The following is a 24264-nucleotide window of genomic DNA, read 5'->3' on the forward strand; positions in this document are numbered from 1 at the left end:
CCGGATCGGGACCGGTCAGTCCAGAACAAGTCAAGTTTTCGCGACCCACGGCGATGCCGTGTTGCAGTCTCGAACAGTGCCCGCCGTGGATTCTTTCCGCGCGGTCGTCACATCGGTGTGTGAAGGCGGTCCTCGGAGGAGCAGTACATGTCAGTTCAAAGAGGCAGCGGTCGTGCACTTTTGTTTCGTACGCCTGTCCCTCCAATGGACAAGGGTCGCGGCTGTCGCGGCTGTCGACTTCGCAACCGGGTGCGTTCCGTACTCGCCGCCGCCGTCTCAGGGGCCGTGGTATTTTCAGGCGTCTCGGCGTCGGCCGACCCTGACCTGCAGTGGTGGGATTCCACCGGCGTGGTCAGCAACGGCGTCATCGATAACGGCTCGGGCTTCTGGAACCTCCTTCCGGGCAACACCAACTGGGTCGATTTCGACGGCACAGGTAACCGGGTCTACAACAACACCGGCACGATTCTCGGGGACACCACCGGCTCGGATGTCTTCTTCGGACAGGGGACTGGCGGCGCAGCCGGGACTGTCACGCTCAATGCCGGTACCACGATCAACGTCAATACGTTGAATTTCGATGATCGACCGAATTATGTCATCGCCGGGGCGACCAGCTCCGACAAGCTCAAGCTCAACTCGATCACGCCCAACGTCTTTGCCAACGTGGACGCCACGATCAGCGTGACCCTGACCGGAACTGTCGGTTTGGGTAAGTACGGCATCGGAACGCTGTCGCTCACGGGCACCAACGAGTTTGCCGGCGGAATACTGGTCGAAGAGGGAACGCTTGCGGCAAGCAGCGATGCGGCATTCGGTGCCGTTTCCAACCAGATCGTCCTCAACGACGTCCTGGCCGCGACCTCTGGTGCGGGGCTACGCGGCATCGCGACGTTCTCGACCGGCCGAACCATCCGCCTTGAGGCCGTCAACAATGCCGTCGAGGCGTCCGCCGGCAACGTCATGACGCTGACCTCCCCGTTCACCTTCTCGGCGGCGAGCAACACGCTGACGAAGAACAACAACGGCGTCGTCGAGATCACCGCCAGCAATGCCGCGATGACCGGCGCGATCACTGTCAGCGGCGGTGGCCTTCGGCTGAGCAACAACCTCGCGGCGGGGACCGGCGCCATCGCCGTCTCGCCGGGTGCGGCGTCTGCGGGCGCGGCGCTTCAGCTGGCCAACAATGTCACCATCTCTAATCCGCTCAATCTCCAGGGCGTGAACAACGTCAGCTTCGGCGGGATTAACTTCGGCGGGCAGCTCCAGAGCGTTTCCGGTACCAACACCTACAGCGGCCAGATCACCCAGAACTTTGACGCCGCCATCGGCGCTGACGCCGGCAGCACGCTGAACATCACCGGCGGAATCGTCAACAGCACAGCGACGACACGCACGCTCTTTTTCACGGGCGGTGGCAACGTCAACATCAGCGGCACCGCGCTGGCCGGCGCGGCGGGGGGATTCTTCTCCATCCAGAAGTACGGGTCGGGCACGCTGACAATTCAGAACGCCAACACCGTAGCCCTCAGCGATGCGACCGGCTTGCGCGTCAACGCGGGTAAGCTCGCGCTCGCCGGTGCCGGAACCTTTACGGGCAGCCCCACCATTGGGGTTGTCGTGCAATCCACCGGCACGCTGGAACTGGACAACAGCACAACCAACCAGGCCAACCGCCTGGGCGGCCGGCCGATCACCATCGCCAACGGCACGCTGAACCTCATCGGCAGCGCCTCGGCGGCAAGCAGTGAGACATTCGGCGCGCCCACCTTCAACCGCGGCTACTCCATCGTCAACGTGACGGGTGGTGCCGGGCAGACGACAAGCCTGACGTTCACAGCCGCGGCGAACAACCCCGCGACAAGCCAGAACTCCGGTACGGCTCCCTCCGGTGCCAGTGTGCTGTTCCGTGCGGTCCCCGGTGCAGGCGGATCGGCGGCGATCAACAGCACGGCCGGTGGATTCACCTTCGTCGGCCAGACCGGTGGCATCGGCACCAACAACAAGGGCATTCTTCCCTGGGCGCTTTTCGATAACACCGCCGGCGGCACCGGCCTGTCGTTCGCGACCGCCGATGCCAGCGTCGGCGTCCTGCGCGCGCTCAACCCGACGACGGAAATGGCGACGAACGCCGCTACCGCCAACGCCAACCTCAACCTGACGGCGGCGGGGCCGCTCGTGGTCGGTGCCACCGCGGGATTCAACGCCAACTCGATTACCTTCAGCGGTGGTGCCAACCTCACGATCGGCAACCCCGGCACCCTTCAAACGCTGACCAGCAGCAGCGGCGGCATCCTCGTTCGCGACGGGTCGTCGACGATCAGCGGCGGCGTGATGGCGCAGACTTCAGGCGCAGTGCCGTTCAACGTCTGGACCCTCGGCAACCTCACGATCAGCAGCCTGCTCAACGGCGGCAACGGCACCGCCAGCGGGAACATCGGCTTTGTGAAGGCCGGCGTTGGCACACTCACCCTCAGCACGCCGCAGTCGGCGATTGCTGGCCTCGCGACGGGCGTCAACTCGATGTCGGGCCAGCTGGTCGTCAACGCCGGCACGCTGGTGCTCAACGGCGGCAAGAACACCATCCAGGCCAACAATTTCCTGAGCGTCATGGTCAATGGAACCGTCGATCTCGGCGGCAACTCCCAGCAGGTTCGCGGACTTTTCAGCGACGGTAACATCACCGGCACCGTGGCGACACCGACCGGCGGGACCATCACCAGCAGCGTCGGCACCGGTAATCTGGTCATCAATCAGGACAACAACGCCCGCGGCTGGGCTGGCACGATCAGCGGCAGCGTAAACGTGACACGCTCCGGCGAAAGCACGTTGTCCATCCACACCCCGCAGACCTACACCGGCGCAACGCTGCTCAACGGCAATACAACGCTGCTGCGCGACTTCGGCGCGATCACGTCATCCTCCGCCGTCGCGGTTCAGTATGCCACGCTGACCCTGGACAACGGTGCCAACCCGGGGACCGCCGGCAACCCGATCAACAGCACCACCAACATTGCCGACCGGATCGGCGACCCGATTCCCATCACGCTCCGCGGCGGCACCTTCAACTACATCGGTCGCGCCCAGACCAACTCGACCGAGACCATTGGCAACGTGACGTTTGCCGACGGACTGAACCAGATGCTCAACGCCGTCGGCGGCACGGGTTTCAATTCTGCGGTCCTGTCCGCGGGCAACCTGTTTCGCGCCGCAGGCAGTACCGGCGTGGTGCGATTTCAGGGCTCGAACGGCCAGCTCGGCAATACACCGCGGCTGACCTTCGCGACGATCAACGGGGTCTCCACGGCGACGGCGGGCGGCGGCCTGACGAACAACATCATCGGCGCCTGGGCCATCCAGGACCGCGAGTGGGCCAGCCACATCCCCACGCTGGGCATCGGCCAGTTAAACGCCGCCGGCTTCCCCGGCTACGCCACCACGACCGCCAATACCGCTGCCGTCACGGACAACATTCGCTACAACACCAACGGCACCGCCAACCCCGCGCTGCTGACGGCCAACCGAACGATGAACACGTTCGCGGGCAATTTCAGCGCCACGTCGACGCTGGACCTCGGCGGTTTCACGCTCACCGCCCGCGGCGGCGGTGTGATCATCAGCCAGTCCGGCGACAACACGACGACGCTCGTTCAGAACGGCTCGATCACCAGCGGTTTGGCCGGAACCGGTGGCGACCTCTTCCTTTACCCCCTCACCTACGGCGGCACGGCGAGGCGGATCTTTCTCGACGCTAACATCGTCAATAACGGCACTGGTGCCGTGCGGTTGATTCGCTCCGGCGACAGCAGCACGTTCTTCACCATCCGGAGCACCGGCAACAACTACACCGGCGGCACCGTCCTGAACGGGTCCACGACCTACCTGGATGCCGCCTCCGGCACGCCGATCCCGACCGGCCTCGTCCCGGCGAACGGACTGATTCTCAATGGCGCAACGCTGACGCTCGTCAACCGGGCCACGCAAATCGGCGCGGGCAACGTCGTCACCCTCAACGGCAACTCCGTCGTCAATCTCTACGGCAACAACACGCTGGCCGGACTGGTTTTCAATAACAGTGGCGGCGGTGTGACCAACCCCACGGTCCAGTCGTTCAGCATCGGCGCCTCGACCACAACCACCGGCGGCTCTGCTGCTCCCGGCGGTGCGACCGGCGTCCTAACCGTCGGCTCGTCGGGCATCACCGCGACATCGTCGAACGTCACGTCCACGAACATCGTCGTCGGACGCGTCGATTTCGGTACCGCGCCCAATACCGTCAACGTCGACACAATCAATGCCAACGGCGTCAACGACATTGCACCACTCCAGGCCGCGCTGGCCTTGCAGAGCGTCATCGGTACGACCGGCGGCATCAACAAGACCGGCGCCGGTGTACTGCAGTTCAACGCACAGTCGATCTACACCGGACCGACCAACGTCAACAGCGGCGGTGTTCGTATCGGTGTGACCAACGGCGGATCTCGGCTCTCGCTGCTCACGCTCGGCAGCGGCACCCGCCTCGACCTCGCCAACGCGAGTACCACGTGGGGTTCGCTGACCGGATCAGGTACGGTCTTCAGCAACACTGGCACGCCGACACTGACCGTCGGATTCGACAACACGTCCACCAGCTTTGCCGGCCAGTTCAGCCGATTTAACGACGCGACGCCCAATGGTGTCGGACTCACGAAGATTGGCACCGGAACGTTGACGATCACCTCGGCCCAGAGTCCGGTCAACGGCTCGTCCGGGACCGTGACCGTGAACGGCGGTGGCCTGACCTACAGCGGCGACGGCGCACCGTTCCCGTCGCTGGCAACGACTGTGGCGGCGGGCTCGGCCGTTACGTTCAACGTCAACACCGCCGGCACCCTCACCCTCGCCAGCACCGCTACGACGACGACTAATCGCCTGGGCCTAAGCACCGCCGGCACGTTCAATCTGCAGGGCGGTACGCTGGTACTCAATGGCGTGGCCAGCGCGAACACTGTCGAGACGATCAGCACGCTCGGTGTTCAGAACGGCGGGGGGCTCATCAACCTTGCACCCGCCGCGGGCTCCCAACTGAATCTGGTTGTTGGCACACTCGCTGCTGTCAACTCGACCGGCAGCGGCGTGATCCAGAAGCTGGCCAACACGACGCCCGCGAACGGCAACGCCACATTGGCCGTGACCACGCCCAACCTCCCGGGCAGCCAGGGAACGGGTGTCGCCGGCAGCACCAGCATCGCGATCCGGCCCGACATTCTTGCCGACGCCCTGGCCAACGGCTCCGGCACGGGTTTTCTTGCCCGCGAAGGCGCGACAAACTTCTACCGCCCGCTGGCGAGCAGTGAGTTGAACAAGACGCCCGCGACCTGGGCCACGATCGAAAACGCGGGGATCGAGAGTTCCTCGCAAACGATCGCCACCAACACCGTTGCCAACAGCCTGACGTCGCTCGGGTCGGCCACGCTCGGCGCGCCGGCCGCGACCGCGACGGCCTTCGGCAGGTTCGGCCCTAACGCCACGCCACTGCAGTTGCAGTTGAACGCCGGCGGCCTGCTCGCGGTGGACGCCAGCACGCTTACATTGAACGTCGGTTCGGTCAACGCGCCTGCGGGTAATGCCCTGCACGTGCACGCGGTCGGTTCGGCGGCCGTGAACGTCAATGCGTACCTCGGGATCGGCAACACCGGCGGGATGGTCAAGTCAGACGCAGGAACACTGACCCTCAACAATCGCGCCTTCTACACCGGCAACACATCGGTGAACGGCGGAACGCTGAACCTCAGCTCCGGCGTCGATAACACGATCGCGGTCGTTCCCGGTGCCACCACGCCGAGCGTCTCTGCCCTGAGCATCAACGGTGCCGCGGCCCTGGTCGACCTCAAGAACAACAGCCAGACGTTCGGCCTCATTCAGAACGTGAACCCGATCGCCGGCAATGCCGGAACCATCACCAACAGCGGCGGCAGTATTGTCACGCTGACGTCGGCAACGGGCGCCGGCTCCACGTTTGCCGGGCAGATCAACGGCAATCTTGCCTTTACCCGCTCGGGCAACAGCACCACCACGCTGACCGGCGCCAACGGCTATGTCGGCGCGACCACGGTACGCGGCGGCACGCTTCAGCTGCGCGACAGCGGGTCCATCGCAAGCTCTCCGTCGATCGCGCTCCACTTCGGCACGCTCAATGTCGATAACTCCGGGCTGACGCCTTCGGCCAACCTCAACCCCACGCGACTGGCATCGAACGTGCCGATTATCCTTCACGGCGGTGCGCTCACGCTGACCGGTGGCGGATCGATCGACACTACGCTGAGCGTCGGAACGGTAACGGTCGGCACGGGTGGCAGCACGGTGACTGTCACCCCGCAGGCCAACCAGGGCAGCACGGCGGCAATCACCATCGGCAACCTCTCCCGCACCGCCAACCAGAGCCTGGTCAACTTCGTCGGCAGCAACGGAACGCTCGGCGGACAGGGCCTCAGCCTCAACGGCCGAATCATCCTCACCCAGCTGAACGGCAGCGGTTTCTCATCGGCCAATCTCGTCGACAGCCTGATCGGCGGCTGGGCGATCGCCAACGGCTCTTCGTTCGCAACGTACGTCGATGGATTCGGCGTCATGGAGATGGGCTCGACCATCGCGGGAATCGCTGCCCCCGCCTACAGCGGAACCGATTTCAGCGCCGCGACGACCGCTTCGTCCAACATCAACGATGGTACCTCTCGTACGCTGACCGCTGGCGCAAAGTCGGTGAACTCACTTCGTATGGCACCGGGTGGTGGGCAGACCATCACCTTGCCCGCGGCCACGGCGATCACGTTCGGCACGGGCATCGTGACCAACGCCAACCAGACCATCAACGTCACCGGAACCGACGCGACTTCGACCGTCAGCGGCAGCGGCACCGACCTGACAGTCTTTGTGAGCCAGGGAACGACCAATCTCAATGCGAAGGTCACCGGCACGGCGGCACTCGTGAAGGGCGGTGGCGCTACGCTGGCCCTGGCGCCGGTCGGAGCCGGGGCGTCTAATACGTACACCGGTGGTACGTTCGTCCAGGGCGGTACGCTGAACCTCAACGGTGCGGCCGGCATTGTGACCGTCCCGGCAGCCGCCAACCCGGCCAACGGCCTAGTCGTCAACAACGCCTCCGTGACGATGAACGCGAATCCCGGCCAGATCGCGGCGACGAACGCGATCACTATCAATGGCGGCGGCAGCGTCACCCTTGCCAACTATGCCAGTGCAACCTCGCAGACGCTCGCGAGCCTCAACTTCGACAACCAGGGCGGGACGGCGAATCCCACCTTCACCTTCGGGACCCCGACGGCCCTGAGTACGCTCGTCCTGACGTCGGCCAACGCGATTACCGCTAACAATGACAGCCTGGCAAGCACCCCGCTGATCACCACCGCCGCCGCTACGTTGTCGGAACTGCAACTCAGCGCCGCCGCCCCGGTGATCACGACGACAACCGCCGTCGGCGCTACCAACAGCCTGAACATCATCGCCCGCATCACAAGTGCCGGGGGAGCCATTTCCAAGACGGGCAGCGGCTCGTTGACGCTCTCGGGCGCGAGCACCTTCAATACCGGATTCAATCTCGACCAGGGCTCGCTGATCTTTGGAGCCACCTCCGCAGGTACCCTGCCCACCATCACCAACGGCCCGGTCGGTACCGGAACCCTCAGCATCGCCGGCGGAACAACGCTGCTGTCGGACGGAACCGTTCGCACGGTGGGCAATGCAGTTGTTGTGAACGGCGATTTCACCGTTGGCGGCGTGACCGCGGGCAACAGCGTGATCTTGTCAGGTGCCGTCGGACTGGGTGCGACCGGCCGGACAGTTACCGTCACCAGCCCGGCCGTGACCGCGACTCTCAGCGGCGCTTTAACGAGTACCGCCTCAGGCACTGCATTAACCAAGGCCGGTGTTGGCACGCTAGTGCTTTCGTCGGCAGCCAACAGCCTGAACGGTGCGGGCGTGGTGGTGAGCGAAGGCGTTTTGAAGAACGGCGTCGCTAATGCCATCCCCAACGCCAGCCTCCTGACGGTAAACGCCGGCGCGGTCTACGACCTGAACAACTTCGGCCAGGCGTTGCAGACCCTGGCAGGCGGCGGTGTGGTGACGAACTCCGGTGGAACGGCGCAGACACTGGTCGTGGGTGGCGCGTCCGCCGCCGACGTTGCGACCAACGCCACCAGCGATTTCGGCGGTGTACTCACGAACGCCGCGCAGAGCCTCAACCTCACCAAGTCGGGCATTGGCACGCTCACGCTGAGCGGCACCGCCAGCAGCTACACCGGAGTCACCAACGTCGCCGCGGGCACGCTGGTCGTTTCGAAGCTTGCTGACGGGGGACTGCCCAGCAGCATCGGTCAGTCGACCGGCGTCGCGGCCAATCTCGTCCTGGGGAACGGAACGACGCTTCGTTACACCGGGGCCGGCGATTCCACCAACCGCGCGATGACCATCGGCACCGGCGCCTTCCTCGATGCTTCCGGCACCGGCGCGATCAACTTGAGTGGCACCGCGGCACTGACGCTGTCGGGCACCAATACGGCTCGCACGCTCACGCTCACCGGCACGAACAAAGGGACCAACACACTCGCGGCACTGATCGGAGACAACGGCACCGGCGCGACCACCCTCGCCAAGACCGGTGTCGGCACCTGGATTCTAAACAATGCCACCAACGCCTACACCGGACCGACCACCATCTCCGCCGGCTCCCTGCGGGTGCAGGGCACCTCGGCTTTGGGCGCGACCGCCGGCGGGACGACCGTCTCGAACGGCGCGAATCTCCAGATCGACGGCGTTAACATCGGCACCGAAAGCCTCACGCTCAGCGGCAATGGCATCCTCAGCGCGGGCGCACTGACCGGAACCGGCATCGCCGAATCCGCCGGCACCATCACGCTGCTCACCTCCAGCAGCATCGGGTCCAGCGGTACCGACAACCTTACGCTGTCGGGGTCGGTCATCGGCACCGGCGGCCTGACCAAGGCCGGCACGGGGACGGTGACGCTCAGTGGTGCGACGGCCAATACCTTCTCCGGCCTGACGGCGGTCAAGAGTGGAACACTCGATCTCAACAAGACCGCCGGCGTGAATGCAATCGTCGGCGACGGTGTCGGTTCGAAGACCACACCTGACGTGCTGATCAACGGCGGCACGCTCCGTCTTGTCGGCAACAACCAGATGGCGGACACCGTCTTCGTCCTGATGACTTCAGGCACGTTCGACATCAACGGCAAAACCGAAACGATCTTCCACTTCACCAACTCCGGCGGCGTGTACAAGTCGCCGCGGGGCAGCTCCCTGACGGTCCTGGACCCGACCTGGACCGGTGGCTCTAATGATGTGCTGGGTAACGACACCTACGGTGCCACGACCGACCCCGCGCTGGAGATCAGCGGTGGCATCAACACCATTCACGGCGACGAGAGCACCGGCCAGGGCGCTGGCAGCATTACCCTTGTCTCATCGTTCATCTTCAGCGGAGCGGGCAACCCCAACCTGACCATCAGCGGCGACCGCTTCACCGCCGCCCGGCTGATCCTGAACAGCAATGTGACGGTCAACCCCGGTACCAATGCCACCATCACCAGTGGCCCGGCGCTGCTCGATCAGGGACCGCCGAACCATACGATCATTGTTGACCCCAATCAGACCGGCGTGATCCCCGGCAAGATCGAACTCGGCAGCGCGAACCGTACCATCACCGTTGGTTCCGGTGGTTCGCTCGGCATCACGGCAGTCGTTCAGAGCACCGGCGGGGGCCTGACAAAGGACGGCCCGGGAACTCTGACCCTCTCGGCGGCGAACTTTTACGCGGGGCCCACCAGCATCACCGCGGGCACGCTGATCGCCAACGGATCGATTACCAGTGCGACGGCATCGGCGGCCGGTACCCTCGCCGGCAAGGGCACGGTCACCGGACCGGTTTCCATCACCGCCGGCGGCGCGATCCGTCCCGGCGACCCGGGTACGGGCGCTCAAACCGCCGTGCTGACAGTGGGCAGTCTGTCGATGGCCAACAGCACCGCTGCTGTTCTGGGCGTCAATGTGAACGGGCTTGTTCCCGGCAGTGGATATGATCAGATCGCGCTGCCGAACTCCCCGGGTTCCACCGTCACCCTGACGGGTGCCAGCCTTGCGGTCAATCTCGGCACGCTGCTGTCCGGCAACGGCAGCGAACGCTTCTACATCGTCAACAACGCCTCTTCGACCGCTAATACGGTCACCGGCGGATTCGCCAGCGTGATCGTCGAGCCGAACCCTGCGTTTGGCGTCACAACGGGCGCCAACCTGAACAGTCCGGTGGCCAGCACGCGTCTCCCCGGCGGGTTCGATTTCACCGACGCCAACACGGGCTTCGTTTATACGTTGTTGTACAACGTCGATTCGACGACCAACAACCTGACGGTCGGAAGCGGTAACGATGTGCTGCTGAGCATCGTGCCCGAGCCAAGCGCGCTCGGCCTGGCCGCCATGGCCGGCGTAGGCCTGCTCCGCCGTCGCCGTCGGACCTCGCGACGTTAATGTCCGGGGGCATGCGTTCGTAGCTACATGCCGGCAAGAACGCGATCAGTTGCGGTAGCCCCACCCTATCAGCAGCAGATGTCATGGCATGGCGCATGACGTAGTAGAGGATTATCGCGGCGCACCGAATGACACCAGACAGCATTGCGCGGCATCCAGGCTGTGTCGAACGGTCGGATCGCACAATGCATTACACTCTTGCATCCGCTCGTGCGCGTAGGGTGAATCATGGTCGACGCCAAGCCCCGGATGACAACACAGTTCGTTGGTCCCGTCCGCCAGGGATGCAATTACCCTGCGCAATGACTCCACCGTGATCCCCTCTGGGTACGGCTCCCCGGTCCCGGTCTGACCGTAGAAATCACCGACGTACCGAATGTCCGGACTGAAGTGGCGGACCGGTATCTGCAGTGCCTGACCAAGATCCAGCAGAATGGACCTTAGCGGTTCAGAACGGTGAACGTGCTGGTGCGAATCGAGGTGCGTCGGGTTTTTTCCAGTCAAGGCGCGGAAAGAGGACAACTGCCGCATGACCTCTGCCGACACCGCATCCGATGAACTCTCGGCGGCCTCGGATAGCACGCGGTAAAGAGGATACCATTCTCCATTTCGACAGGCCCATTCGCCGAGGTCGACATGCAGGCCGAGTCCGAGCTGGGGATAATCGTGAACGACATTCGTCACCTCCGCCGCCGCCGGCCAGCGGACAAGAACGCTCGTGCTGGTGACGATGCCATACGCATGGGCGTGCAGGATTCCGCGATTGATCTCAGGACTCTGGCCGAAATCGTCGGCGTTGACGATGAGGCGTTTCACCATTTGATGCACCACAGGCTCATTCAACTCTCACGCGGGCTGTCTCGCAGTTCACACTATTCTCTCTAACAATTTGCTCAACACGCGGTCTGAATCGAAATAGGCCTCGGCGATCTCGCGGGCGCGTCGCGAATGAAATGCGTAGTTTCGAGCGATGCGAAAAGCGCCTTCCGCCGCTTCCTGTGGGCTGGAGAAGGTTACCAGTCCTTCGCCAAGCGGGTAATGGTCGCGCAGCCCGGTATCCTGCACCAGCGCCGGTCGGCCGCTGGCCAGGTAGCAGACAGTCCGATCACTGAACCATCCGCCGGCAGTGTCGACGTAGAGGTTCTTGGCGATCATGAGTTCCGCCCACGACCCCTGAACATAGTGTCTGTAGTCGTCCGGCGTGCAGGCAACCTGTCGGGGGCTCACGCGCTTCCAGCCGCCGGCATCAAGCATCGCGGCATCCTTCGCCTCGTCAGGGTGAAGGTCCAGTGCCAGCTCGAATGGCAGGCCCGTGTTCTTGGGTAGTTCGGCGTATTTGCGAAACTCATGACAGCGAAGCCCGAACGTTCTACCGCGAAAATCGATCGGCCCGAATGGTCCTCGCCAACTGATGACGCTGGTAAAGCGATCCCTCGCCGGGCGGGTTGTGACCGCCGGCCAATGCTCAAGCACGATCGGTGGCGAAGAAGCAATCCAGTCCAGCCCGCACGTCGGAACGAGGCATCCTGGCCGGCCGATGTTCATTCCCACTGTCACAAACCGATCATGCCCGGCAAAGATGTCGGCCCAACCCAGGTCGCGCCACATCTGTCCGAAGCCAGGGTCGATGTCGAGGAAAACGCGCGTCCGAGCGGCGGCCAGCAGGTCCGGGTCGGCCAGGTAGCCCATGATGTTGATTAGCAGATCCGCCGACCGCAGTTGTTCGATCACCTGGGAGCGTGGAACTCCGACCACTGCCTGTCCATTGTTGAAATCGAGCGAGAAGGAGTCGGCGAGGTCAAACTGCCGCATCACGTCCATGAAGTAGGTCAGGTTCCAAGAGCTGGCAAAATCGGCCGGTTTGCCCTGACGATCCACACACATGTCGGTTGAGAGCGAATCCAGAAACAACACGCGATACCCAAGCCGCCGAAAGCCGAGCAGGTATTGCAGAATGACCCATGCATGTCCGCCGATGCCGGGACGCTGGGCGAGAGAAGCGGAGATGGCCAGGCCAGGTCGATGCATGAGCCCTACATTTGGATGCGCAGACTGGCTCACGGACGCGCCGGTTCGATGGCTGTCAACGTCCATTTTCCATCTGACGACTCGACCGCGGAGTAAAGGATCTTGGTCTTTGGGTCATAGACGCGGCTTTGCATGTTGAACCAATCTTTCGAGCCGTCAGCCGCGGTCGCTGGGACCCTGAACCAGTACCGCCCCATCGGATCCTTACCTTGATCGGTCGCGCCCTCGCCCAGTCCCAGGGATTGCGCGGTATACTCTGGCTTGGGGACTACGGGAGGAGGGGGAGCATTGAGCCAGGTCAGTTTCCATTTTCCAGACGCGTCCTGTGTGGCCCGGTAGAGCTTGCCCTCTTTCGGATCGAACATTCGCTTCTGGGGTGGGCCTGCTTCGGCACCTTTTTTTTCAAACCAGTACCTGCCGAGAGTATCTTTCCCCTGATTCACATAGTCGTCGGTCAGCCCGGCAGCCTTAGCTGTGACTTCGCGCTCGGCGGAATCACGGGGTTTGTCGTCATCTTTATTGCATCCTGCAGCGAGTAAGACTAGGAGCAGACATGCCAGAGCACAGTACGATCGGAATGAGCAGGTAGGCAGCATCTTCGATGACCATCCTTTGAAGGTGGCGACTGATACAGCAGGCATTGCAGTCGAGCCGGCTATAGCACGGGTTTCTAGCCATGTTCTAACCCGTTGCCCAAACCTATAGTTCAAAATCGCACAGAATCGGTCAATCCCGGGCGTCGCGGTCTGGGCACGGGTTGGAGTCCCGTGTTACGACCATTTATGACTGTCGCGAAACATCCCGTCTCTTTTGACGAAGGCCACATCGACTTGTCCCAGAGCTCCGTCACGCGGCCGATCCATGTGTCCGACCACGTCGTAAGTTACGAATCCAATATCCGCCATGTAGCGGATGACATCTGTGAAGTCCGGAGTCGATGGGCCCCAATAATGGAACATGCCGACTTCCAGAACGATCACGTCGCAATGGGTGACAAAATTCAATCCGCCCTGAATGACCTTAAGGTCCGCGCCCTGACAATCGGTTTTTAGCAGGATCGGCCCTTCCACGGTCTTATCTTTGAACGCCGTGTCCAGGGTCGATACCTCAACCTGGCGGAGTTGCGGATTTTCGGGTGGCACGTCCGAGTGCATGAGCGACGCACCATCAGACTGTCCCGTCAAAAACAGCGACTGAACCCCTGGTTTGTCGGATAGAGCAACGGGCCAATACTCGCCGCGGAGCCGGGTTAAGTGCCAGCGGATGTCTTTCTCGAACTCGGCGACGGGCTCAAATAGATGGTAATACGCGTCAGGGAACTGAGCGTACAAAGCATGCGTGCCATGCGCGACGCCGACGTCAATGACGGTTCGCGGGCGGAACCCGCGATTGCCAAGATGGCGGAACAGATCTTCGAGTTCTCGCATAACAGGACCTCCCAGAGCATTAGGCGTTAATGTGCTTTACGGAAAAGCTGAAGGGCCAACTGATAGAGTTCGTCGTCCAGTCGAACCTTAGAACCCAGCGATTCGCGAAGCCGCTTCAGATCGACCTCTCCTGCGGCTTTTGGATTAGGGGACGAGTTGATGCGATCAGCGACGTCATCCGTCCATCGCCAATTGAATCGAGTGGCCATCGTGCTCAGAACGCCCGGCATGTTCTCCTGAACTCCAACGAAATCGAACGATCGAAGGTTCTTTCGCGCGGTCGCGAGCACCTCCGATGGAGGAATCTTTTCGAACCGTCGGCGGGCCGCAGTCGTATAGTCCCAGAACAACTGCCAGGTCTGGGCATTGTCAATAAACTCAATGACCGTCGGGTCTAGGGATTGAGAAAACTGATAGATGTCCATGGAATTGCAAGCGTTTCCCAGCGGCGTGTCGACCAGTGTCCTCCAGTAATGGTATCCCGAGATGATTCGGGAGATCGGTTCCCGCAGAATAGTGATGCAGTGGCGGTCGGCTTCAAGCCGCCGGCGAATGGCAAAGCCAAAGTGGCCTGAAATCAGGTCGAAATCGGCCAGTTCCTTGTCCGTGTAATATCGAAGATCCTCACCCTCTTCCTGCACGCAGATGCGCGTGTCAGGGTAGTTCGCATTCATATGAATGTTGTGTCTAATCTTCACGCCCGCTGTCTTTGGAATATGAACGAAGAGATACCTGTTCACTGCGACACTCTCCCTCGATAAGGGGCACCATGTTGCTTCAGTAGCCTGATAAACTGTGCCAACCGTTGCGACATCATATGGTTCTCAAGTGCATAGAGATGCCGCTTGTGCGCACCCGCGGCGCCGTCAAGATCATATCTTGCGAGCGCGGTCGCGTGTGCCGCGCATACTTGCTCGGGGTCATATTGATCGAATCGAATGACCGGCAGTTCCTGTTGAAGCTCAGGGGAAATGACTAAATCCAAGTCATGGACATCGCGCGGAACGATCGGGATCTGGCCAGTCAAAAGGGCGTCGAAAAATCGCATGGACAGGTCGCCACCCAGCGGCAGGCAGAGCGATGTCTTGTAGGTAGTCCAGTCTCGGAATCTTTCTTCCGCTGACCGATTGAAGTAAGCGCCCGACTCCGATTCTTCGAGAAAATAAACGTCTTCCATCCCTCGATATCGCAGTTGTTCAATGAGCGTGTTTCGTCGCCTGGCAAACTCATAGCGAACAAAGCCGCCATAGAGCGAGTCTTTCCGTGTTGCTCTGGAGAATCTAACGTATAGCTCAGCTGCCTCGGCTTTTGTCCACTGGGTCACGCAGAGGGGAACGCTTTCAACCATGATGCGACCGGAAGCACGAAGGTAACCGCCCGAGAATGCGTGGCCGGATGAAAACAGGTCGAGGTCGGCAGAACACCGGAAATTCTCGAACACGTGGTGATGACTGTCCCAGTGCCAGCCGATGACCGGAGCTCGGTACTTGGCCTCTCTGAGTTTGCGAAGGCCCGCCTGCTCATTATGCAGGTGTACCAGCAGCAGAACCGGACTTGGATCATCCGGATCGATCTTTGCCAAATCCGAGATGAAGCGAACATTGACGCCTTCGATCGGCTGATCCGAGAGTTCGCGAGCCGTGTCAGGCGAGAAAAATCGCGGGGCGCGAGTACTGACGACAGTCAAGCGGGGCGTGGGCGTCGAAAACCCCTTCGCCAAACGACCTGCGATCTCCAGCTTGCGCTCAAAATCAGGTCCCGGCTTAACGAAGGTGTCGCGGACTTCACCCTGCTCGATCACGGTTCGATCCAGGTCAGAAGTCTTCTGAGCATCGTGCTTTCGGAACATTGCCACCGGCCACCTAGCCTTTGCAAAACGGGCTCCGGCCTTGGCGCAGCGACACCAGAACTCGTAATCCATTGTGAAGTACAGATTCCGGTTCAGCTCGGGTCCGACACGGTCAAGGATTCGCCGGGTAAAGATCACCTCGGGCTGGTAGAAGAAGTGTCCTTTAAGCCAGAAATGGAAAATGTCCGCTAGGTGTTCGATGTTAAAGGTTTTTGGATCGGCTGCCGGCAGGTTAATCAACTTGAACTGACGATTGGCGTGCTCCAGACAGTAGCCGGCGATGACGTCAGCGTCCTCGGCCAGGTGGGTTGCCGCTAGCATGAACAGCGCTCCTGGGCCAAGCTGGTCATCGGAGTTTACCCAAGTGATCAGTTCGCCAGTTGCCTGTGCGAGCCCTTTATTGATCGCGTCAGTTTGTCCCTTATCGGGTTCGATGATCAGGATATCAATCCGAGATCGATAACGTTCCAGTATCTCGCAAGTACCATCCGTCGATCCCCCGTCAACGACAATGTATTGGAGCCGGGGGTATTCCTGGTTCAGGATCGAGAGCAGCGTTTCCTCCACGTACGCAGCTTGATTGAACGAAGGCGTAATGACGGTGATCGTGGGCCATTCGACAGAGGGGTCTTTCAGCGCGTTAAACGCATCGCCGATTCTGAACGAATCGTAAGGCCAAGCCGTGCCTTCCCGGGAGGGCCAGCAGACCAGGCTGGACTCATCCGCGTACACGCGATCCACGCCTTCCAAATGCGAGATCGCCGAGACGGCGTCTCCTCGCGCAATCGCCGCGAAACCTAGATTCACCCGCGCGGCGTGTGCCAGAGGCGACAACGCTTTGGCGATCAAATAACAGGCCGATGCCTTGAATCGCTGCTGACTAACCAGATAGCCATTGCCCAGTTGGGTCAAAAGCCCGGCCAACGCGCGGGCATCGTTCATGGGCAATGACGCCGGATCGGTAACGACTGGCCGCAGAAGCCTCAAAAGCCAGTCTTTCACCGGAGCGGAATGCGGATCGGTTTTGCGAAGGGCGGTTGCGAGGCAGTCAGCGGCGAGATCCTGAGCTACAGTGGTGCCGAGCGATTCGGCTGACCTTAAAAGGGCGTCACTGGAGATCAGTCCACAAGGCAGTTTCGACCGCAATACCTCGACCAATCGGACTGCAATCGTGGGGTCTGGCGGGTCCGAGGGGGCCTCCATCCGGGCGCACAACAGGTTGATGAGTTCCGAAACGGCCTGACCGTCGTCCGGAAACCGCGACACCATGGCCGACAGCCGCTTCTCAACCGTTGCTAGCCGACCGGCGTCCCAAGCCATCTTTGCGAGTTCAAAATAGATATTTCGATCTGCTTCAGGACATTGAATCGCTTGCTCTGCAAAACGGTTTGCATCGGTATGTTCCCCACGGGCAGAGGCCCGCCGGGCGAGTTCCAGCAATAGCTCAGGCGACCCTGGAGTTTCCAGCAGTCCTTCGCACAAAACGTCATAGGCGTCTTTGTGCCGGCCCACTGCCCCTAACGCTTGAGAGGTTTCGATCCGCAAAGACGTGGAATCCGATGGGCTGGGCTCACTAGCAGCAACATCAATGGCCTTTCTAACGTCGGCCTTGACGGCCAGCCGGTAGATTACGCCTGCGCCCTCCTCGCGATAGACCTCCGAGTAGTGAGCTTTCAGGTGCTCGGCAAACTCTGCATAGAAGTCGAGCCACCACAGAGACGTCGACGGGACCAAGAGGAACTCCGCCGAGGCGCGCCGCAACTCTTCAAGGTGCTGGATGGCAGTTGCGCTGTCGTGAGGATGATGCCCCGCATATCCGCCATCGGCGGCGCGGGGGAAGTGCCACGCGACGCGTCCGCCAAGTTTCAGTAGCTCATCGTCACCTTTGCTGACAATGAGAATGGGGCCGCCGATCGAGAACCTGCTTCGGATGATTCCCCGAATCCGTTCGACCAGCGACTGATAGCCGATCCGCCGACTGGTGACGAAAGATTCGAGCTCATGTTTGTCAGTCCCGTTTCGAAGTGGGACAAACTGCCTCAGCGAGTCCAGGGTCGATTGAAGCTCCTGGCGTCGCTGTTCTGAGTTCATGACCGGGTCAGTCACGGCAGAAACCGCTGCCTCACGACTGCCGTTCTTGACGGGTGCCACTGGCTTGCGAGTAGGCTTCGATCGCTTTTCCCTTGTTTTGCCCATGGTTTTTCGCACTTGATGAAGTAGAAGGACCCAGTCTCGGTCGGCTAGGCGCCTACGGATGCCAGGACTTTTGGGAGGACCTTGTCGAAGTTAAACAGATCGCAAGCAACGTCCAATGCGGCTCTACGATGCCGGTTGTAATCTGAACGAATCGATTCGAACGCGGACAAGATCTCCTGCTCTGAGTTGAACGCAAAGACACCCTCACCCAGGGGCACCGCGCTACCAAACCCTGTGTCCTGTGTCACTACCGGCCGGCCTGCTGCGAGGTATTGGGCGCTTCTTTCACTGAACCAGCCGCTGCGCAGCCGAATGTTCTGGTCCTTCGCGACGGTAAACTCGCCTCGACTTTGTTGTAGGTATCGGCGGTAAGGCTCCGTCTCCGCCGACACTTCGACGCCATTGCGAACCAACCAGCCGTTGGAGCGGAGCACGGCGGTGTCTGCTTCGTCGATGCTGCTGGGGCTGATTGCGAGTTCGATCTTCTCCGGCGTCTTGCGCGGCAGGTCGATGAACTTCAAAAACTCCAGGTGCTTGCTCCAGTGGTAGGTTTCGCCGTCCAAGATGACCTGCTTATAGCCTTGCTTCCAGTTGCCGATCGTCGTGAACGTGTCAGCCGGGCCGCGGTCGTTTGGAGACCAGAAATCGGTCACTACCAGTGGCGGGCTGTGGTGGAAGACATAATTTGGGTCTGTCGGCAATTTGCAGTCGGGCTTCCCGTAGTTCAGGCCCCACGTGAAATAGGACGCATGGGCGTCCAGGAAATTGCGAACGGGTTGCGACCCTTCGCCGAGGCCAATCTGCACTTCAACGGGGTCGGTTTCCAGGTAGATCAATCGGCCAGTTGCCGAATGTTCAAGCAAGGGTTCGGTACCGCCGTGCAGGTTGATGATGGCGCCAGCATCCTTATAGAGCGTGTAGAGTTTCTCACGAGAGAGCCCGAAGCAACGACCCGTGTCGTGGACATCGTGGTAGGCCCAGCGGTCGGCGAACCCGAACCGCGCGAGCGTGCGGCCGATGTAATCTGCAGCGAGGGAGACGCCGTCGTCTTCGGCGGTCTGCATGAACTTGGTCTGGGTACAGCCGTGGGCCTCGGCGTAGTAGACGTCGTATCCCAGTCGCCTGAAGCCTTCGAGGTACTGCACCGTTACCCAAGCCACGCCGGCGACAGGCCAGCGGCTCATCATTCCCAAGACAAGAACGATAGGCTTGGAGCCGATGGCAGGGTGGTCAACACGAAGCGGGCGCGTGTCGGAACGGCCCTGTGTGACGGAAACATCGTTCAACTCCAGATCAGGCGATGGTGATTTGCCAGTCATTGAATCACCTCCGCCACTTCATCCGAGTTGCTTGTGTCTGCATTCACTTCCGTCGGATTGACGATCGCATCGTCATCCCTCTGTCGCCGACGTTTTCCGGTTTGGATGTCATATAGCTGGCGATACAGCCCGTTTCGCAGCAGCAACGCATCGTGCGTACCGCTCTCGACCACCCGCCCGGCTTCGATCGCGACGATCTGGTCGGCGTGACGAATCGTCGACAGGCGATGGGCAATAATGAAGGTGGTTCGCCCGACCATCAGCCGGTCCAGCGCGTCGAGGATGACCTGCTCGGTCTTGGAGTCGATCGCGCTGGTCGGCTCATCGAGGATCAGGATTGGAGCGTCTTTCAGGAAGGCGCGGGCGATCGCGATGCGTTGCCGCTCTCCACCGGAAACTTTCGTGCCGCGCTCGCCAAGTTCGGTTCGATACCCTTCAGGCAGGCGCTCAACGAAGTCGTGAGCGTTGGCCGCTTTCGCGGCGTTTACCACTTCTTCGTCGGTCGCCTCCAGCCGGCCGTAGCGGATGTTGTCCATGATCGATCCGCTGAACAGCAGCGGTTCCTGCTGAACGAGCGCGATCTGGTGGCGAAGAGACTTGAGGGTAATGTCATGGATATTGATCCCGTCGATCTCAATCCTGCCGCCATCGGGATCGTAGAATCTTGGGAGGAGACTGATCAGCGTACTCTTTCCCGCTCCGGTCGGGCCGACGATTGCAACGACCTCGCCGGGTTTCACATCGATACTGACGTCTTTGAGCGTATCTTCGCGACCGGGGTAGCTGAACTTAACGTTGTCGAATCGTACTGCACCGCGCACACGATCGATCGCGCGGGCGTTGGGTGAATCCTTAATGTCTGGCTCCGTGTCGAGCAGGCCGAATGCGATGCCGAGATTCACGAACTTGTCCTGCAGTCCCCCGATGGTGTAGCTAATTGATTCAAGTGGCTTGTAGACCGAGGCGATGTAAGCCAGCACGACAAGCAACTGTCCGACCGTCAGTTTTCCCGACAGCGCGTGCCGCGCACCCACTGCCAGGACAAGTGCCGTCCCGCCGGCGGTGATGGCATTGACTGCCATCGTGAACAGCGTCTGCCGGATGGTGATCTTGACCCTCGCGTCGATCGCCTTCAGGCCGAGCTTGCGGTGCCGGTGCGACTCATGGTCTGAACGACCGAAGGCCAGAATCACACGAATCATTGAGATCGCTTCATGGATCACTGACAGCGTCTCGCCTTCGAGTCCGCGGACTTCATAAAGCCGCGACTGAATGTGCTTTGCGTAATACCCAACGGAGTAGTAGAGGAAGGGGACCACAACGAGCGAGACGAGCGCAAGCCATGGGTCGATCGTCATCGAAACGATAAACATCCCGATGAGCGTCAATACGCTTTGCACCAGGGGCGGGATTGTCATCAACACGCCGACCACGGCGTCGCCGAGCGAATTGATGATGTAAATCAGCATCCCCGATCGCTTTTGCTCATGGTACGAAACCGAGAGCCGCTGCGAATGTTCAAACAGGTCGCTGCGAACATCGAGCACCATGAGCTGCTCGAGCTTTGTCTGTGCGTAGTTGCTTAAGACGTGAACCAGATCTGACAGGAGGGTGACGCCCAGTCCCGCAATAACCGCGACGTACATCATCGCGTACCGGTCGCTCGCGAACTTTCCGAATGTAGCGGTGACCCACCATGGCGTGGGTTCCTCTCCCAGGACGCTGTCCACAAGGAACTTCAAAGGCCAGGGCATCAACAGTCCGACTAGTGACGCCAGGAGGATGAGCAGTGCCGACACCACTGCGAGGCGCCAATAGGGAAGGAGATATCGAAAAACGCGAGGAATGTATTTCACTTGCGTCCCCCAGCTTGTCGGCCGACGGAACGGCCCTGAGCGGCGCGGCGTGCTCGAATGGGCGGCGGTTCCTGGAACACCTCGGCGTAATCACCGCCGGGCCAGGAATGCATTTCGCCGCGGTACCGGGCCAGCCCTTGCGCAGATTCGTCGAATCGCATGACGGCGCACTGGCTCTTGTGGGCCCGGACCGCTTCCAGCTTGACGGTCAACTGTTCGGAGATGTCGACGACGTACTCAAACTCCTGCATGGGTGTCCATACCTCGTAGCCCCAGAGGGCAGGCGGCTCGATGCGCTGTTCGATCAATTCCCCGGCCGCGCGCCGAACGAGCCGAGCCGCCGCGCGGTGATCCGGGTGTGCCTCCGCTTCGTGCGTGACGAACACGGCTCGGGCATCAATGGATTTCAGATACTCCGCCAGCCGGAAGACGAGCGTCTGGTCAGACCGAACCTTCCCATCGGGCAACCGCCAGAAATCGATGTGCGCTACGCCGAGCAATGTTCCGGCGGTGGTCGCCTCCTGCTCGCGAAGCGGGCCGGTCTCCGATGCAGGCCGCCCGTGCCCACCGCCTTCTCCTGATGTCAGAAACAGCAAAGTGACCTTGTCTCCGGCCATCACATGACGCCGAATCGTTCCGCCGCAGCCGATCGATTCATCGTCCGGATGCGGACTGATCACGACGACGTTCCCTGCGGATTCTCCTGGAAGTAGATTCATCGCTCCCCCTGGCTACGAAGGGTCGCCACCGTTTGAGCGTAGAACGCTTCAATATCTCGGATGCATTTGCGACTGTCGGCCCGCCGCAAGACCTCTGCCCGGCCGCGCTGGCCCATGGACTGCCGTAGTGCTGTGTCTGAAAGTAGTCGTCGCAGCGCGGTGACCAGCGCGCCGGAATCATTTGGCGGAACGAGAAGGCCGGTCTCACCATCGACCACTGCTTCGGAGCTGCCCGAGCCTGAGCATGCGATGACCGGGATCCCACATGCCATCGCTTCTAGGTAGACGAACCCGGGTCCGCCTTCATAGCACGACGGTGCAGCAAAGACGTCGGCTGCCGATAGGTGCCTAGGCACGTCGTTTCGGTCGACGAACCCGAGGAAGTCAAACAGATTGGGCACGCCGCAAGCGGCCGCACGCTCGCGCAGCGATTCGGCGAGGTCCGGCTTCGGTGATCCAAGCAGCTTCACCCGCAGACTTGGAAACTCCAATACCAAGCGAAGCGCCGCATCGGCCAGTACTCCCACACCCTTGTTGAGCGATAAGTTTCCAACAAAAACAATCGTCAACTGCTCTGACCCGGAGCCACCGAGCGGTCGGAACAGTTCAACGTCTACACCTGTGTGAATCGTCGGTACGTTTGCTGCATCGATACCGTACTCCCGAGCACACCAGTCCCGAGAGCAGTCGCTGGACGAAAAGATCCGATCGGCCATGCGAAGACAAGCACCCTCCATAGCTGTCCCGGTACGGAAGAACTCGGATTCGAGCTCTGGCCAGCCAATCTTGTGCCCGAACATGACCAGTGGTCCGTGCAGATGAATCACGGTGGGAATCGAGTTCCACTGTGACCGGTTGAGCAGGTGAACGAAACCTTCACAGCCCCATTCCGGAAAGTCGATGATGTCGATCGGTGACGCCTCGTGGCTGGCGGCTATCGCCGACGCTACGGAAGCGCTATACGTCACCCAATCGGCGATCGTCGTGTGAATGCCGAACTGGTGATCCATTCCAGGAACGCGGATGACGTGGACGGGACCGTCGAAGTATTCATGCCGCTCGGCATCATTACTTCGAGAGATCACCCGAACCGAATGCCCAAGTGCTGCCAGGCCGTGTGCCTTGAGGTACGTCTGTGTCCCGATTCCGCCACGTGCCGTACTCGGCGGGAATTCCTGCGACACGAGACAAATATGGAGCGGTGCCCCCGGCAGTACCGGTGACTCTTCGCATGCCGCATCGGCATCGGTCGGAATTGAGCCCGTTCCCGCCAGGGTCATTTGTTCCAACCTAGCGCGCTCATCGCGCCCATGATTCCATTGCAGTAGTCGGCCATGTGGGAAATGGGCCGTTCGACATACCCGGGTTCGATCGAGGCGGCATCGAGCCTCAGAGCGAACACATGCCAGAACAGCTCGCCAACCTTTGCGAGAGTCTCCACCCGGCCCCGCGTCACATCAGGCCAGGCGACAGAAACGGCCGCACAGTAAGCCTCCAAGTCCGGACTCGCAGTATCCGTCGCAGTCTGGTCGGTTGAGATCACAAGATCTATCGCCGGTGGTCCCCAGGCGACATCGGGCCAGTCGAACACGACGAGTGTCGGACCGACGAGGGTCTCACGAACCCGCATGTTTCTGCCCGCCAGATCGCCGTGCGTGACGGTTGAAGGTGTCGCGGCGCAGATCGCGTGAATCGCTTCACGACGAGTGGCAAGCCGATCGCAACAAGCTCGGACTTCCTGCAATGCACGGCGGTCATCCTTGGTCAGGAATGCTGCGGTTTGCACGTCGACGACGAGGCTTCGGCATTCGTCGAGCATGGATTCAAACCATGCAGTTCCTCGCTCGCACAGGGACGGGTGCTTGCCGACGATCATCGCCGAGGCGTGAAAGCGTCCGAGCCAGGTCCCCGCGATCCGGCGGCAGCGAGGCGAGCCCATGTCGTAGGCGCCTGGGCCGGCGTCTTCGACGAACATCCAGCACTTGCCGTCAGAATCCGGAACGTCTCCGAAATAGCGGAGCGTCGGTTCCAATCTCAAATTGGGAAGGATCTGCGTGTACGCGAGGCGTTCCTGGGCGGCTTCGTCACAGCTGCATTTCTTCGCGATGATCGGCTCACCACCAGGCCCGGCGCCAGCGAGTCGATAGACGTCGCGGTCCAGATCGTCGGTCAGCCTCGCAGCCTCTGTCGGAGACGATGTTGGTTGAAGTTGAAACCAGGCGGTCAGCGCGCGAAGAGCCCCAGGCGACGATGCATTAAGCTTCGCCGTGTCTCGGATTGTGGACGGTTGGACCAACTGGGATTGCATTGAGGCTTTGTGCGACGATTAGCGGT

12 protein-coding genes are annotated in these 24264 nt (G+C 61.2%); 1 reads left to right on the plus strand and 11 read right to left on the minus strand.

Annotation, left to right across the window (positions count from 1 at the left end):
* Nucleotides 1-249 precede the first annotated feature (249 nt).
* A complete protein-coding gene (locus tag IPV69_RS01990; protein ID WP_206293240.1) occupies nucleotides 250-10536 on the plus strand; it encodes an autotransporter-associated beta strand repeat-containing protein in 10287 nt (3428 codons plus the stop codon).
* A gap of 111 nt (nucleotides 10537-10647) precedes the next feature.
* On the opposite strand, the gene IPV69_RS01995 is transcribed toward IPV69_RS01990, so the two are convergent.
* The 11 genes from IPV69_RS01995 to IPV69_RS02045 all read right to left on the minus strand — a co-directional run bounded on the left by IPV69_RS01995 (nucleotide 10648) and on the right by IPV69_RS02045 (nucleotide 24238).
* Nucleotides 10648-11355, minus strand: a complete 708-nt coding sequence (locus tag IPV69_RS01995; protein WP_206293241.1) for a carbohydrate deacetylase — start codon at nucleotides 11353-11355, stop codon at nucleotides 10648-10650.
* 48 nt (nucleotides 11356-11403) lie between these two features.
* Nucleotides 11404-12564 (minus strand): glycosyltransferase, encoded by a 1161-nt coding sequence (locus tag IPV69_RS02000; protein WP_206293242.1) that lies wholly within the window; start codon nucleotides 12562-12564, stop codon nucleotides 11404-11406.
* A 29-nt stretch (nucleotides 12565-12593) separates the two neighbouring features.
* The gene (locus tag IPV69_RS02005; RefSeq protein ID WP_206293243.1) at nucleotides 12594-13205 is read right to left on the minus strand and encodes a hypothetical protein; all 612 of its coding nucleotides are present in this window, start codon (nucleotides 13203-13205) and stop codon (nucleotides 12594-12596) included.
* A 129-nt stretch (nucleotides 13206-13334) separates the two neighbouring features.
* On the minus strand, nucleotides 13335-13991 hold the full coding sequence (locus IPV69_RS02010; protein WP_206293244.1) for an FkbM family methyltransferase: 657 nt from the start codon (nucleotides 13989-13991) through the stop codon (nucleotides 13335-13337).
* Nucleotides 13992-14017: 26 nt separating this feature from the next.
* The gene (locus IPV69_RS02015) at nucleotides 14018-14665 is read right to left on the minus strand and encodes a sulfotransferase family protein (protein WP_241179956.1); all 648 of its coding nucleotides are present in this window, start codon (nucleotides 14663-14665) and stop codon (nucleotides 14018-14020) included.
* 62 nt (nucleotides 14666-14727) lie between these two features.
* On the minus strand, nucleotides 14728-17991 hold the full coding sequence (locus IPV69_RS02020; RefSeq protein WP_206293246.1) for a glycosyltransferase family 2 protein: 3264 nt from the start codon (nucleotides 17989-17991) through the stop codon (nucleotides 14728-14730).
* Between the two features lie 89 nt (nucleotides 17992-18080).
* Nucleotides 18081-19355, minus strand: a complete 1275-nt coding sequence (locus tag IPV69_RS02025; protein ID WP_206293247.1) for a hypothetical protein — start codon at nucleotides 19353-19355, stop codon at nucleotides 18081-18083.
* A complete protein-coding gene (locus IPV69_RS02030) occupies nucleotides 19352-21211 on the minus strand; it encodes an ABC transporter ATP-binding protein (RefSeq protein WP_206293248.1) in 1860 nt (619 codons plus the stop codon). Before IPV69_RS02030 ends, IPV69_RS02025 begins: the two co-directional genes overlap by 4 nt.
* Nucleotides 21208-21930, minus strand: coding sequence for a PIG-L deacetylase family protein (locus tag IPV69_RS02035; RefSeq protein WP_206293249.1), 723 nt, complete (start codon nucleotides 21928-21930; stop codon nucleotides 21208-21210). The genes IPV69_RS02030 and IPV69_RS02035 overlap by 4 nt, the downstream gene beginning before the upstream one ends.
* Nucleotides 21927-23210, minus strand: a complete 1284-nt coding sequence (locus IPV69_RS02040) for a glycosyltransferase family 4 protein (protein ID WP_206293250.1) — start codon at nucleotides 23208-23210, stop codon at nucleotides 21927-21929. The genes IPV69_RS02035 and IPV69_RS02040 overlap by 4 nt, the downstream gene beginning before the upstream one ends.
* On the minus strand, nucleotides 23207-24238 hold the full coding sequence (locus IPV69_RS02045; RefSeq protein WP_206293251.1) for a phosphotransferase: 1032 nt from the start codon (nucleotides 24236-24238) through the stop codon (nucleotides 23207-23209). The genes IPV69_RS02040 and IPV69_RS02045 overlap by 4 nt, the downstream gene beginning before the upstream one ends.
* Nucleotides 24239-24264 lie beyond the last annotated feature (26 nt).

Origin of the sequence: Humisphaera borealis (assembly GCF_015169395.1) — a bacterium.
Classification (GTDB): domain Bacteria; phylum Planctomycetota; class Phycisphaerae; order Tepidisphaerales; family Tepidisphaeraceae; genus Humisphaera; species Humisphaera borealis.

Excerpts from the sequence above, each read along its gene's own strand:
- IPV69_RS02010 (WP_206293244.1), bottom strand. The coding sequence starts at position 13,991 with ATGCGAGAACTCGAAGATCTGTTCCGCCATCTTGGCAATCGCGGGTTC.
- IPV69_RS02045 (WP_206293251.1), bottom strand. The coding sequence starts at position 24,238 with ATGCAATCCCAGTTGGTCCAACCGTCCACAATCCGAGACACGGCGAAG.
- IPV69_RS02025 (WP_206293247.1), bottom strand. The coding sequence starts at position 19,355 with ATGACTGGCAAATCACCATCGCCTGATCTGGAGTTGAACGATGTTTCC.
- IPV69_RS02040 (WP_206293250.1), bottom strand. The coding sequence starts at position 23,210 with ATGACCCTGGCGGGAACGGGCTCAATTCCGACCGATGCCGATGCGGCA.
- IPV69_RS01995 (WP_206293241.1), bottom strand. The coding sequence starts at position 11,355 with ATGGTGAAACGCCTCATCGTCAACGCCGACGATTTCGGCCAGAGTCCT.
- IPV69_RS02015 (WP_241179956.1), bottom strand. The coding sequence starts at position 14,665 with ATGAATGCGAACTACCCTGACACGCGCATCTGCGTGCAGGAAGAGGGT.
- IPV69_RS02005 (WP_206293243.1), bottom strand. The coding sequence starts at position 13,205 with ATGCCTGCTGTATCAGTCGCCACCTTCAAAGGATGGTCATCGAAGATG.
- IPV69_RS02035 (WP_206293249.1), bottom strand. The coding sequence starts at position 21,930 with ATGAATCTACTTCCAGGAGAATCCGCAGGGAACGTCGTCGTGATCAGT.
- IPV69_RS02000 (WP_206293242.1), bottom strand. The coding sequence starts at position 12,564 with ATGCATCGACCTGGCCTGGCCATCTCCGCTTCTCTCGCCCAGCGTCCC.